This window comes from Cellulomonas gelida (genome assembly GCF_006538725.1).
GTDB classification, from domain to species: domain Bacteria; phylum Actinomycetota; class Actinomycetes; order Actinomycetales; family Cellulomonadaceae; genus Cellulomonas; species Cellulomonas gelida.
The window spans coordinates 1-13068 of the sequence record NZ_BJLQ01000057.1 but is presented as its reverse complement, the minus strand read 5'-3'; the positions used below and the strand labels follow the sequence as shown (position 1 = coordinate 13068).

Annotated in this window: 12 protein-coding genes, 1 tRNA gene and 1 pseudogene; 7 read left to right on the top strand and 7 right to left on the bottom strand. The window is 73.2% G+C overall.

Features of this window, described 5'->3' with window-relative positions; all coding sequences use genetic code 11:
• Positions 1-483 (top strand): annotated as a pseudogene (locus tag CGE01nite_RS17065) (hypothetical protein); the annotation flags it as partial.
• 178 nt (positions 484-661) lie between these two features.
• Here CGE01nite_RS17065 and rplA read toward each other — a convergent pair.
• The 5 genes from rplA to CGE01nite_RS15840 all read right to left on the bottom strand — a co-directional run bounded on the left by rplA (position 662) and on the right by CGE01nite_RS15840 (position 3343).
• Positions 662-1378 carry a 50S ribosomal protein L1 gene (gene rplA, locus CGE01nite_RS15860; RefSeq protein ID WP_048344250.1) on the bottom strand — a complete coding sequence of 239 codons (717 nt, stop codon included), beginning with the start codon at positions 1376-1378 and terminating at the stop codon, positions 662-664.
• 79 nt (positions 1379-1457) lie between these two features.
• Complete coding sequence (gene rplK, locus CGE01nite_RS15855; protein WP_048344249.1) at positions 1458-1889, bottom strand: 50S ribosomal protein L11; 432 nt, start codon at positions 1887-1889, stop codon at positions 1458-1460.
• Between the two features lie 122 nt (positions 1890-2011).
• A complete protein-coding gene (gene nusG / locus CGE01nite_RS15850) occupies positions 2012-2845 on the bottom strand; it encodes a transcription termination/antitermination protein NusG (RefSeq protein ID WP_141371674.1) in 834 nt (277 codons plus the stop codon).
• A 73-nt stretch (positions 2846-2918) separates the two neighbouring features.
• On the bottom strand, positions 2919-3197 hold the full coding sequence (gene secE / locus CGE01nite_RS15845) for a preprotein translocase subunit SecE (protein WP_048344247.1): 279 nt from the start codon (positions 3195-3197) through the stop codon (positions 2919-2921).
• 73 nt (positions 3198-3270) lie between these two features.
• Positions 3271-3343, bottom strand: a tRNA-Trp gene (locus CGE01nite_RS15840).
• Positions 3344-3568: 225 nt separating this feature from the next.
• Here CGE01nite_RS15840 and CGE01nite_RS15835 point away from each other — a divergent pair.
• From CGE01nite_RS15835 to CGE01nite_RS15815, 5 genes are all read left to right on the top strand, one after another.
• On the top strand, positions 3569-4834 hold the full coding sequence (locus CGE01nite_RS15835; RefSeq protein WP_218022637.1) for a pyridoxal phosphate-dependent aminotransferase: 1266 nt from the start codon (positions 3569-3571) through the stop codon (positions 4832-4834).
• 136 nt (positions 4835-4970) lie between these two features.
• Entirely contained in the window at positions 4971-5864 is an 894-nt protein-coding gene (locus tag CGE01nite_RS15830) for an ABC transporter ATP-binding protein (RefSeq protein ID WP_048344245.1), read from the top strand.
• Positions 5861-6721, top strand: coding sequence for an ABC transporter permease (locus CGE01nite_RS15825; RefSeq protein ID WP_048344244.1), 861 nt, complete (start codon positions 5861-5863; stop codon positions 6719-6721). The genes CGE01nite_RS15830 and CGE01nite_RS15825 overlap by 4 nt, the downstream gene beginning before the upstream one ends.
• Positions 6722-6764: 43 nt before the next feature.
• Entirely contained in the window at positions 6765-8024 is a 1260-nt protein-coding gene (locus tag CGE01nite_RS15820) for a sensor histidine kinase (protein WP_229747358.1), read from the top strand.
• Positions 8021-8647 carry a response regulator gene (locus tag CGE01nite_RS15815; protein WP_048344243.1) on the top strand — a complete coding sequence of 209 codons (627 nt, stop codon included), beginning with the start codon at positions 8021-8023 and terminating at the stop codon, positions 8645-8647. Before CGE01nite_RS15820 ends, CGE01nite_RS15815 begins: the two co-directional genes overlap by 4 nt.
• Positions 8648-8697: 50 nt before the next feature.
• Here CGE01nite_RS15815 and CGE01nite_RS15810 read toward each other — a convergent pair whose 3' ends face one another.
• Positions 8698-10932, bottom strand: a complete 2235-nt coding sequence (locus CGE01nite_RS15810; protein WP_141371672.1) for a variant leucine-rich repeat-containing protein — start codon at positions 10930-10932, stop codon at positions 8698-8700.
• 124 nt (positions 10933-11056) lie between these two features.
• Between CGE01nite_RS15810 and CGE01nite_RS15805 the strand changes: the two genes are divergently transcribed.
• Positions 11057-12082, top strand: a complete 1026-nt coding sequence (locus tag CGE01nite_RS15805; protein WP_048344241.1) for an adenosine deaminase — start codon at positions 11057-11059, stop codon at positions 12080-12082.
• Here CGE01nite_RS15805 and CGE01nite_RS15800 read toward each other — a convergent pair.
• On the bottom strand, positions 12083-13068 hold a 986-nt coding region (locus CGE01nite_RS15800), incomplete at its 5' end, for a UDP-N-acetylmuramate dehydrogenase (RefSeq protein ID WP_141371671.1).

The following is a 13068-nucleotide window of genomic DNA, read 5'->3' as shown; positions in this document are numbered from 1 at the left end:
GAACCCTTCACTGAACCCTTCACGGAGCCCTTCACCGAGCCGTTCACCGAGGCGCTGGGCGCCAACCCGTTCACCGAACCCTTCACGGAGCCGTTCACCGAGCCGTTCACTGAACCCTTCACCGAGCCGTTCACCGAGGCGCTCGGCGGGGCCCCGGGGCTGGGCGGCTCGAGCGCCCGCACGCGTGCGGTGCAGGCGGCCTACTCGGCGGGGGTCCGACGCGGGACGGCGCGGCTCCGGCAGGCGTACGCGGCGGGGGCGCGCGCGGCGCACGCGTCGGCGACGCGCCGGGCACGCGCCGCCGCGGCGGTCGCGGTGCAGCGCGCGTCGGCCGACGCCAGGCGCGCCGCCTACCGGGCGGCGTACGTCGCGGCCTACCGGGCGGCGTACCGCGCGGCGCTCGTGGCCGCTCGCCGCTCGATCGTGCGTGCGTACCGGGCCGGTTTCGCGGCCGGACAGCGGGCGGAGCGCGCCGAGGACTGAGCGTCGCCGGGTCGTCGCCCCACGCTGCGGGTGGGGCGACGACCGGGACGTCCCGGCCCACGCCGGGAACGACGAAGGCCCGGCCCCTCGCGGGGTCGGGCCTTCGTCGTGATGGTGACTACGCGATCGTCGGGCCGCCCTGGTCAGGGACGCGGCCGGCCGACGTCAGCGCGAGAGCTCAGTCCTCGTCCTCGGACGTGAGCGCACGGGTCTTGTTCTGGTCGAGCAGGATGCCAGGACCGTTCGTGGTCGAGATGGTCGCCTTCGAGATGTAGCGGCCCTTCGACGCGGACGGCTTGAGACGCAGGATCTCGTCCAGCGCCGCGGCGTAGTTCTCCACCAGCGCGACGTCGGAGAAGGACGTCTTGCCGATGATGAAGTGCAGGTTCGCGTGCCGGTCGGCACGGAACTCGATCTTGCCGCCCTTGATGTCGGACACGGCCTTGGCCACGTCCATCGTCACGGTGCCCGTCTTCGGGTTCGGCATGAGGCCACGCGGACCCAGGACCTTGCCCAGTCGGCCGACCTTGCCCATGAGGTCCGGGGTCGCCACGGCCGAGTCGAAGTCGGTGTAGCCGGCGGCCACCTTCTCGATCAGCTCGTCGCCACCGACCTCGTCGGCACCGGCGGCACGCGCCTGCTCGGCACGCTCACCCGTCGCGAAGACGATGACGCGCGCGGTCTTGCCCGTGCCGTGCGGCAGGTTGACCGTGCCACGGACCATCTGGTCCGCCTTGCGCGGGTCGATCCCGAGGCGGAAGACCACCTCGACGGTCGCGTCGTACTTGGTGGTCGACGTCGCCTGCGCGAGGCGGACGGCGGCCAGGGGGCTGTAGACCTTGCCGGCCTCGATCTTCTCGACCGCGGCGCGGTAGGCCTTGCTGTGCTTCGGCATCTGCTTGTTCTCCTTGTTCAGCAGTCGTGGTCAGACGGGCCGCACGCGGGCCCTGCCACTGGTGGTGCGGTACCGACGATCAGTCGGCGACCGTGATACCCATCGACCGGGCGGTGCCGGCGATGATCTTCTCGGCCGCGGCCAGGTCGTTCGCGTTGAGGTCCTCGAGCTTGGTGGTGGCGATCTCGCGCACCTGCTCCTTGGTGAGGCTCGCGACCTTGACCGTGTGCGGCGTCGGGGAACCCTTCGGCACGCCCGCGGCCTTCTTGATGAGCTCGGCGGCCGGCGGCGTCTTCGTGATGAAGGTGAACGAGCGGTCCTCGTACACCGTGATCTCGACGGGGATGACGTTGCCGCGCTGCGACTCGGTCGCCGCGTTGTACGCCTTGCAGAACTCCATGATGTTCACGCCGTGCTGACCGAGCGCGGGGCCGATCGGCGGGGCGGGGGTGGCCGCACCGGCGTTGATCTGGAGCTTGATGAGGCCGGTGACCTTCTTCTTGGGGGGCATGATGCCCTCCCTTCCTTCGTCGTGGGCCGACGCCGTGGGCGATGACCCGGTTGCAGTGGTCCCCGCCGGTGGGCAGGGACCGTCCTCGTCCGCTCAGGCGGCGAGCATCCGACCGTGACCGGTCAGAGTTTGGCGACCTGGCTGAACGAGAGCTCGACCGGGGTCTCCCGGCCGAAGATCGAGACGAGCACCTTGAGCTTCTGGTTCTCCGCGTTGATCTCCGAGATCGTCGCGGGGAGCGTGTCGAACGGACCGTCCGTGACGGTGACCGACTCGCCGACCGTGAAGTCGACCTGGATGCGGCTCGCGGCCTTCGCCGCGGCGGCGGGCGCCGTGGGCGCCTTGACCTCGAGCGTCGGGGCCAGCATCGAGAAGACCTCGTCCAGCGTGAGCGGGACGGGCTGGTGCGTGTGGCCGACGAATCCCGTGACGCCGGGCGTGTGCCGCACGGCACCCCACGACTCGTCGGTCAGGTCCATGCGGACGAGGACGTAGCCGGGGATCCGGACGCGGCGCACGACCTTGCGCTGCGCGTTCTTGATCTCGACGACCTCCTCCATGGGGACCTCCACCTGGTAGATGAAGTCCTCCATGTTGAGGCTCTGCGTGCGGTTCTCGAGGTTCGCCTTCACGCGGTTCTCGTAACCCGCGTACGAGTGGATGACGAACCAGTCGCCCGGCAGGCTGCGCAGGCGCGCCTTGAACGCCGCGACCGGGTCCTCGTCGACGTCGACCTCGTCGTCCGACTCCTCGTCGGATGCGAGCTCGTCGGACTCAGGCTCCTCGGCGGAGCCGGCCTCGTCGGCGGAGGTCTCGTCGGACTCGGTGGCAGCCTCGTCGGACTCGATCTCGGCAGCGGGCTCGTCGGACTGCGACGACTCGACGGCCTCGACCGACTCCACTGCGTCCTCGAGCTCGACGTCGGCCGGGGTGGGCTCAGACGACTCGTGCGACACGTACGAACCTGCTTTCTTCAAGAACGGAGATGCGGCTCGACCCGAGCCGGGCGGCCACGAGGGCCGCGGAGGTTCAGCCTCCGAAGACCCAGAACGTGAGCCGGCCGATACCGAGGTCGATCAGGGTCACGAACGCCATGACCACGGCGACGAACACCAGGACGACCGACGTGTAGGTGATGAGGTCCTGCCGCGTCGGGCGGACGACCTTCTTGAGCTCGGCGATCACCTGGCGCACGAACAGCGCGATGCGCGCGAACAGGCCTCGGCGCTCGCCGGGCTTGCTCTTCGTCGCGGACGCCCGCGCCGAACCCTCGGCGTCAGGCGCCGCGGAGGCTGCGGTTTCGCTCACGTCGTGGCCTCTGCGTCTCGTCGGTACTCGGTGGATGTGCCCGCCGCATGCGTGCTGCGGACATGGAACTGCGCAGGGCAGACAGGACTCGAACCTGCAACCTGCGGTTTTGGAGACCGCTGCGCTGCCAATTGCGCCACTGCCCTACGACGACGACGTGACCTCGACGACCAGGAGCGGTGCAACGCTGCGAAGCGCTGCGGGCACAGGTCATCTTGGCGTACGTCAACCGCCGGTGGACAACCATACGTGACGGCGGGCCCCGGGTCGAACCACGCCCGTGCCGGGACGTCCGAGGCTCCCGGACCGGGCGCTCGGGACGTTCCGGACGGGCGCGCGTCCGGGCGGCGCACGACCATCCGCGGGCCGGAATGCCCGCGCCCCGCCTGCGTGACCTCTGCCACTATGGCCGGGTGAGCCAGCAGACGTCCCCGCCCCGTCCCCGTGTCTCCCGCCGCCTCGCGGCGATCGCCGAGTCGGCGACGCTCGCGGTCGATGCCAAGGCCAAGGCCCTCAAGGCCGCCGGGCGTCCCGTGATCGGGTTCGGCGCGGGCGAGCCGGACTTCCCGACGCCGGAGGCGATCGTCGAGGCCGCCGTCGCCGCGGTGCGGGACCCGGCCAACCACCGCTACACGCCCGCCGCGGGCCTGCCGGCGCTGCGCGAGGCCATCGCGGCCAAGACGCTGCGCGACTCGGGCTACGAGGTGCGGCCGCAGGACGTGCTGGTCACGAACGGCGGCAAGCAGGCCGTCTTCCAGGCGTTCGCCTCGATCGTCGACCCGGGCGACGAGGTGCTGCTCCCCGCCCCGTACTGGACCACCTACCCCGAGGCCGTCCGTCTCGCAGGCGGCGTGCCGGTCGAGGTGTTCGCCGGCGTCGACCAGGGCTACCTGGTGACGGTCGAGCAGCTCGAGGCCGCGCGGACCGAGCGCACCAAGGTGCTGCTGTTCTGCTCGCCCTCGAACCCCACGGGCGCGGTGTACTCGCCCGAGCAGACCGAGGAGATCGGCCGCTGGGCGCTCGAGCACGGGATCTGGGTCGTCACCGACGAGATCTACGAGCACCTCACGTACGACGACGCGGTGTTCACGCCGATCCAGCGCGTCGTGCCCGAGCTCGTGGACACGTCCATCGTGCTCAACGGCGTCGCCAAGACCTACGCGATGACCGGGTGGCGCGTCGGCTGGATGATCGGCCCGGCGGACGTCATCAAAGCCGCGACCAACTTCCAGAGCCACCTGACGTCCAACGTCGCCAACGTCTCGCAGCGCGCCGCGATCGCCGCGCTCACCGGTGACCTCACGGCCGTCGAGGCGATGCGCAGCGCGTTCGACCGTCGCCGCCGCACCATGGTCGAGAGGCTCTCGGCCATCGACGGGGTCGTCGTGCCCGCGCCGCAGGGCGCGTTCTACGCCTACCCGTCGGTCGAGGGGCTGCTGGGTCGCACGATCCGCGGCGTCACGCCCACCACGTCGGCCGAGCTCGCCGCGCTGATCCTCGAGCAGGTCGAGGTCGCCGTGGTGCCCGGCGAGGCGTTCGGGCCGTCCGGCTTCCTGCGCCTGTCGTACGCGCTCGGCGACGAGGACCTCGTCGAGGGCGTCTCGCGGATCCAGAAGCTGCTGGCCGAGGCGAGCTGACCTGAGCCCGCGGCCGTCGGGCCGCGGGCGCCCGGATCGCGCCGGGTGGTCGCACGTCCGTGTCCACCGATCGGTGGACACGGACTCCGGTCCTCCGGTGCTGTCCCGGGGGCCGCCGCAGGGCCAGGCTTGAGGCATGACATCAGCACCAGCCGTCGAGGTCAGCGCGCTGCGCAAGGCCTACGGCCACAAGAAGGCGGTCGACGGTCTCGACCTCGTCGTGGAGCAAGGCGAGATCCTCGCCGTCCTCGGCCCCAACGGGGCCGGCAAGACGACGACCGTCGAGATCCTCGAGGGCTTCCGGCACCGCGACGCCGGCGACGTGCGCGTCCTCGGCGAGGACCCTGCCACGGCCGGTCGCGCCTGGCGGTCCCGCCTCGGAGTCGTGCTGCAGACCACCAACGACCTCGCCGAGGCGACGGTCGGGGAGCTCGTCCACCACTTCGCGCAGTACTACCCCGACGCGCGTGACGCGGACGAGGTCATCGACGCCGTCGGGCTGCGCGAGAAGGTGGGGACGCGGTCGCGTCAGCTCTCCGGCGGTCAGCGTCGCCGCCTGGACGTCGCGCTCGGCATCGTCGGGCGGCCCGAGCTGGTGTTCCTCGACGAGCCGACCACCGGGTTCGACCCGCAGGCCCGTCGCTCGTTCTGGGACCTCATCGCACGGCTGCGGGACGACGGCACGACGATCCTGCTCACCACGCACTACCTCGAGGAGGCCGAGCACCTGGCCGACCGCGTCGTCGTCGTGAACGAGGGCAAGGTCGTCGCGCAGGGTGCGCCCGCGGACCTGGGCGGCCGCACCGCACGTCAGGCGCTCGTGCGCTGGACCGCCGCCGACGGTCCGCACGAAGAGCGCACCGACACCCCGACCGCCGTGGTCCAGCGGCTCGCTCAGACGTACGGCGAGGTGCCCGCGCTGCAGGTGCTGCGCCCCACGCTCGAGGACGTGTACCTGGCCCTGATCGGGCGCACGAGCGGGGACGCGGACCAGGACGCCGCGACGGAGACGACGGAGGACGCACGATGAGCACGACGACTCCCGCGCAGCAGCGCGTGAGCGCGACCGGCCCGCTGCCCGGCACGCTGCGTCTGGGCCTCGCCCGCACCCGCTACGAGGTGCGCGGCTTCTTCCGCGAGCGCGACGCGGTGATCTTCATCTTCGCCTACCCGGTGATCATGCTCGCGATCTTCGCGACGGTGTTCGGGCAGGACGGGAACTCGATCGACTTCGGCGACTCCTCGGTACCGTTCGCGCAGTACTTCCTGCCGGGCATGATCGCCACGGGCGTCATGCTCTCGAGCTTCCAGAACCTCGCGATCGCGATCGCCGTGGAGCGCGACGAGGGCGGGCTCAAGCGGCTACGCGCCACTCCCCTGCCCGCGGCGTCGTACTTCGTCGGCAAGATCGGGCAGGTGCTCGTCAGCTGCGTGCTGCAGGTGACGATCCTGCTGCTCGTGGCGGCGCTCGCGTTCGACGTGCCCATGCCCGACAGCTCGGCCGCGTGGGCCACGTTCGCGTGGGTGCTGCTGCTCGGCACCGCGACGGGCGCCGTGTGCGGCGTCGCGTTCTCGTCGGTGCCGCGCAGCGGACGGTCTGCGAGCGCGGTCGTCACGCCGATCGTCCTGGTGCTGCAGTTCATCTCGGGCGTGTTCTTCCAGTTCGACCAGCTCCCGTCGTGGATGCAGCAGGTCGCGTCGGTCTTCCCCCTCAAGTGGATGGCCCAGGGAATGCGCTCGGTGTTCCTGCCCGACGAGGCTGCTGCGCTCGAGGTGAGCGGGACGTGGCAGCACGGCGCGATCGCGGCCGTCCTGCTCGCGTGGCTGGTCGTCGGGCTCGTCCTGGGCGCTCGGTGGTTCCGGTGGCGCCGACGGGACGACGGCTGACGTGCAGCATCGCGTGGGCTCCGACCTGGCAGGCTTGTCCGACGTGAGCACGGACAACGCGGTCGGCGGCCGGGCGGAGTTCTGGCGCGGGTCGATGCGCGCGTGGGACCTCGCGTTCTGGATCCTGGTGGCGATCAGCGCCGCGTTCGCCGTGCCGACGGCCGAGTCGGCGGGCGCTGCGCTCGCCTCGCTCGCCGGCTTCGTCGTGCTCGTCGTCGCCTACCAGCTCCTCGGACGACGCGGCGCCCGCCTGGCCGACGCCCGCCTGACGCAGTCCTATCTCGGGGTCCTCGTGCTGGTCACGACGTACGAGACCGCGGCCGTCCAGATGGGCATCGTCCTGCTGTTCATCGCGTACTCCCACATCTGGTTCTTCGCGCTCTCCCGGTGGCAGGGGCTCGCGTGGACCGTCGCGCTGACGCTGGGGATCATCGGCGCGACCGCGCTGCAGGTCGAGGCCACCCCCGCCGACCTGCCGCAGATCGTCGGTCAGGCCACGGTGGGGCTGCTGTTCTCCATCGCGCTCGGGCTGTGGATCACGCACGTCTCCGAGCAGAGCGAGGTCCGCGCCGAGCTGCTCGAGGACCTGCGCGCCACGCAGGCCGCGCTCGCCGCGAGCCACCACGCCGAGGGCGTGCACGCCGAGCGGGCGCGGCTCGCGCAGGAGATCCACGACACGCTCGCCCAAGGGTTCACGAGCGTGGTCATGCTCGCGCAGACGTCGTCGGCCGAGCTCGATGCGGGCCGGGCCGAGCAGGCTCGCGAGCGGCTCGCGCAGATCGAGGCGGTCGCGCGCGACAACCTGGCCGAGGCTCGCGCGCTCGTCGCGGCCTTCTCCCCGCCCGCGCTCGACGACGGCCTGGCTGCCGCGCTGCGCCGGCTCGGCGACCAGCTGCACACGCAGACGGGGCTCGAGGTCACGGTCGACGCCCACGACGTCGAGGTCCCGCAGGACGTCGCGGTCGCGCTGCTGCGCGCCGCGCAGGAGTCGCTCGCGAACGTGCGTCGGCATGCCGACGCGCGGCACGTCCGGCTCGCCCTGCACCACGCGTCGGCCGGCACGCCCGGCGCGAGCACCGACGCGGGCGGCGACGCTCCTGCGAGCGTCGAGCTCGAGGTCGTCGACGACGGCCGTGGCGTGCGCGAGGACGACGTCGAGGGCACCGGGCTGCGCGGCATGCGCGAACGCGCCCGCGTGGTCGGCGGCGACTTCCGGATCGACGGCACGCCCGGGGCCGGGACGCGCGTCACGATGCGCCTGCCCGTGCCGCACCAGGACGCCAGGACGGAGACGCACGCATGACCATCCGTGTCGTGATCGCGGACGACCACCCCGTCGTGCGCTCGGGGCTCGCCGGGCTGCTGGGGGTCGAGCCCGACGTCGAGGTCGTCGGCGAGGCGTCCGACGGCGAGGAGGCGGTCGCCCTCGCGCACGCGCTGCAGCCCGACCTGGTCCTCATGGACCTGCGGATGCCGCGGCTCGACGGCGCGGGCGCCACCGCGCGGCTGGTCGCCGAGCTGCCGAGCACGCGCGTGCTCGTCCTGACGACGTACGAGACCGACGCCGACATCCTGCGGGCCGTCGAGGCGGGCGCGACCGGCTACCTGCTCAAGGACACCCCGCGCGCCGAGCTCGTCGCGGGCGTGCGCGCCGCCGCCCGCGGCGAGGCCGCGCTGTCGCCGTCGGTCGCGCGGCGCCTGGTGGAGCAGCTGCGCGGCGGCGACGAGCGGCTCACTGCACGGGAGACCCAGGTGCTCGCGGCGGTCGCGCGGGGGCTGTCGAACGCCGCGATCGGCCAGGAGCTGTTCATCGCCGAGGCCACGGTCAAGACGCACCTCCTGCGGATCTTCGCCAAGCTCGGCGTCGACGACCGCACGCGCGCCGTCACGGTCGCGATGGCGCGCGGCATCCTGCCGTCCGGCTGACCGCATCCCTCGGGACCGCGGTCGGCCGGACGGCGGGCGCCGTCAGTCGATCAGCCTTCGCAGCCGCCCTCGGTCGCGCTGCCCTGCGGCGTGTACGACCACGGCCCGTCGGCGCTCTGCAGCTCGACGCAGAAGTCGGAGCCGTCGTTCGAGCCAGGTACGAACCGCACGGCGCTGACGCCTTCGCTCACCTCGCTGACCTCACGCGAGCCGTCAGGGGTCGTGAAGACGTAGGTGCCGTCCTTGATGCTCAGCGCGTTGGGCGTGAGGTCGCCCTTCGGGTCGATGTAGTACATCGACACCTCGATGCCGAGCGAGAACAGGTCGGACTGCACGGCCCACGCGCCGTCGTCCCAGTCGTCGAGCGCGTCGTCGTCGGCCGGGTCGTCGGCCGTGCCGTCCGTGCCGTCGCCGAGGTCGAGGTCGCCGCTGTCGTCGAGCCAGTCGTCACCCGCACCGCCGGACCAGTCGCCGGACGTGTCGAGCCCGCCCAGCTCGCCGAGGCCGCCCAGCCCGCCCAGTCCACCGAGGCCGGGCAGGCCGGGCACCGCACCGCCGAAGTTCTTCTCGACCCACTCGGGGTCCTCGAACTTGCCCTCGGCCTGCAGACGCGCGCCGTTCTCGCCGATGGTCTCCGCCAGGTGCGCGAGGGTCGCGAGCACGGACACGCGCCAGCCGCCGTCCTCCTTGACCGCGATCAGGCCCCACTCGTCGAGACCGAGCTCGACCAGGCCGGGGGCCGAGTCCTCCAGGCACGCCTTCCGGGGCTCGCCGCCGCTCGGTGCCGTGAGGCACGTGCCCTCGAGCGTGGCCTCCTCACCGTCGGACGTGATGCTGATCTTCTCGGGCAGCAGCAGCGCCCGGCCCGAGCCGAGGTCCTTGGACGTGAACGTCGCGCTGCCCACCGAGACGCCCGAGTCGTCCGAGCCGGTCTCGCCGACCCACTGCGACACGTACACCGAGACGAACCGGCGCTCACCGACCGACAGCGCCTGCGTGAGCGCGTCCAGGTCTCCCGTCGCGAGGGCCGGCAGCGCCTCGACGAACGCCGTGCCCGCGCCCTGCGACGACGAGAAGCCCTTGTCGTCGTCCGACGGCATGGCGCCGCGCTGACCGCCCTGCGCGACGGTCACGTACTCGCCGATCGTCATCAGGGGGCTGACGTACCAGTCGCCGCCCTCCTCGACCGCCATGAGGAACGGCTGCTCCTCGCCGGCCTCGGTGTCCCACGTGAGCTCGTCGGCGCTGACCGACCACGGCAGCGCGGCCTCGAGCTCGTCGACGGCCTCGGCGCGGTCCTCGTCGGACGGCACCTGCCCGGCGGCCTCGAACACCGGCGCGAACGCGTCCAGCATGAGGTCGGTGAGCTCCTCCGCCTCGCCGTCGACCGTCAGCGTGCCCTCGGCGATGCGCACCTTCGCGAGCCCCTCGTCGACCTCCTCGACGACGAGGTCGAGCCCCTTGAGCTCGACCTGCAGCGCGTCGAGCGCGTCGGCGACCTTCTCGGGGTCGAGGTACTGCTCGTCGCCGCGCAGGTCTCCGAGGCTGTCCATCGCGTCGCCGAAGGACTTCACCTCGGACGGTGCGAGGACGCCGTAGACCGCGACGCCGTCCTTGTCGGCCGCACCCTGCAGCAGCTGGCTCACCGCGGCGTCGGGCGACGACGCCCCGCCGAGCTTGCTCAGGACGGTCGCCCAGGCCGCGTACCCGCCGGCCCCGATGACGACGACCGCGGCGACGCCCGCGCCGACCCACAACCCCGTGCGGCGGCGGCGCGGCTGCTCACCCACGGGCGCGAACTCGCCGGTCAGCGGGTTGCCCTCGGCGTCGAGCGCGCTGTCCTGGCCCCAGGCCACACCGGGCTGGGCAGCACCGGGCTGGGCGTACCCCGGCTGGGCGTACCCCGGCTGGGCGTACCCGGTCGGGACGTGCCCGGCGGGCGTGTACCCCGCCGGGGTCTGTCCCGGCTGCGCCTGGCCGGGCTGCGGGTACCCGCCCGGCGCGTAGCCGGGGTCGGTCACGTACTGCTGGGGCGCCGGGGCCGGCGCGGGAGCCGGCGCAGGCGCCGGTGCGGGGGCGCCCGGAGCAGCGGCCGTACGCGCGGCCACCGCGGCCGCCACGACGGGGTCGCCCTGCGCGGCGAGCCACCCCAGGAGCTCGGGGTAGGCCGCCGGGTGCGCGGCGATGCGCGCACGCAGGTCGGGCCGCTCGGCGGCGAGGCGAGCGAGCTGCGCGGCGGACGTCGACGGGTCGTCGAGAAGCGCGGCAGACGGGTCGTGGTCCATGGAACCCCCAGAGGTCGTCACGCGACGCCAGGAGGCGACGGCCCGCACATCGTAGGGACCGCGGAGGGGCCCGCGTGCGGGTCTTCCCCAGGTGGACGAGATTTCACCTGGCAGACTGACCGCCGTGCGCGACCTGGCCCTGCTCCCCAAGGCGCACCTGCACCTGCACTTCACGGGGTCGATGCGGGTGAGCACGCTCGGTGAGCTCGCCGCGCAGCACGGCATCCGGCTGCCCGCGGTCCTGCTCGACGCGGACCCGCTGCACGTCCCGGCCGACGAGCGCGGCTGGTTCCGGTTCCAGCGCCTCTACGACGCGGCCCGCGCGTGCGTGCGCGGCGAGGCGGACATGCGTCGGATCATCGCCGAGGCCGCCGCCGACGACGCCGCCGAGGGCTCGGGCCGGCTCGAGATCCAGGTCGACCCGACGTCGTACGCGCCGTTCGTCGGCGGGATCACGCCCGCCCTGGAGATCGTGCTCGACGAGGCACGCGCCGCGAGCGCGCGCTCGGGCGTGGACGTGGGGGTCGTCGTCGCCGCGTCGCGCATGCGGCACCCGCTCGAGGCGCGCACGCTCGCGCGGCTCGCCGCGCGGTACGCGGGTGACGGGCCGGGCGAGGTCATCGGGTTCGGCCTGTCGAACGACGAGCGTCGCGGCGAGACCGCCGAGTTCGCGCCGGCGTTCGCGATCGCCCGACGCGCCGGGCTCGCGTCGGTCCCGCACGGCGGTGAGCTGCTGGGCCCGGCGCACGTGCAGGACGTGGTCACGCACCTGCACCCCGACCGGCTCGGGCACGGCGTGCGCACGGGCGAGGACCCGCGTCTGCTGGACGAGATCGTGGCGTCGGGCGTCGCGCTCGAGGTGTGCCCGGCGTCCAACGTGTCGCTGGGCGTGTACCCGGACCCGGCGTCCGTGCCCCTGCGGACGCTCGTCGCGGCCGGCGCGCAGGTCGCGCTCGGCGCCGACGACCCGCTCCTCTTCCGCGCCAGGCTGCTCGCCCAGTACGAGGCGGCGCGGGACGTGCACGGGTTCGACGACGACGCGCTCGCGGCCCTCGCGCGCTCGTCGATCACCGCGAGCCGCGCGAGCGACGGCGTCCGCGCGCGGCTGCTCGCGGGCGTCGACGACTGGCTGGCGAGCCCGGCGCGCTAGCTAGAGCGTCAGCCCGACGAGGACGGGCTCGGCCTCCAGCGTCACGCCGAACGCGGTGCGGACGCCGTCGCGCACCTCGCGCGCCAGCGTGAGCACGTCCTGGCTCGTCGCCCCGCCGCGGTTGGTGACCGCGAGCGTGTGCTTGGTCGACAGCGCCGCCGCACCCGGCAGCCCGTGACCCCGCGCGAACCCGGCGTGCTCGATGAGCCACGCGGCGCTCGTCTTGACCAGGCCGTCGCCGGCCGGGAACCGGGGTGCCTCCGCGGGCAGCGCCGCCGCCGCGGCCGACGCGAGGATCGGGTTGGTGAAGAACGAGCCCGCGCTGCGCGTGTCCGCGTCCGCCGGGTCGAGGACCATCCCCTTGCGGCCGCGCAGCTCCAGCACGGCGGCACGCACGTCGAGCAGCGGTGCGCGCTCTCCGACCTCGACCCCGAGCGCGCGGGCGAGCTCGCCGTACGCGATCGGCGCGGACAGCGTTCCCTGGCGCAGCTGGAACGTCACGTCGAGCACCACGTAGCGCGGCGTCGGCCCCCAGGGGGCCCGCTCGTCGGCGGGGTCGCGCGGGTCGCGGCGCGGGTCGTCCGCCGCGAGCAGGGAGCGCTTGAGCAGAGACGTGCGGTACCCGAACCGCAGGTCGACGACCGGGAGCGTGCGCACGCGAGCCCGCTCACGGTCCCACACCCGCACGGTCGCGATCGTCTGCGCGACGTCCTGCCCGTACGCGCCCACGTTCTGCACGGGCGTCGCGCCGGTCGAGCCCGGGATGCCCGAGAGCGCCTCGATCCCGTACAGGCGGTGGCTCGTCGCCTCGGCGACGACGTCGTCCCACGGCGTCCCCGCGGGCACCGTGTACGTCACGCCCGCGCACGCCGAGTGGTCGGGCACGTCGATGCCGGTCCGTACGTCGCGCAGGACGACGCCGTCGAACCCCGCGTCGGCGACGAGCAGGTTCGAGCCGCCACCGAGCACGAGCAGCGGCTCGCCCC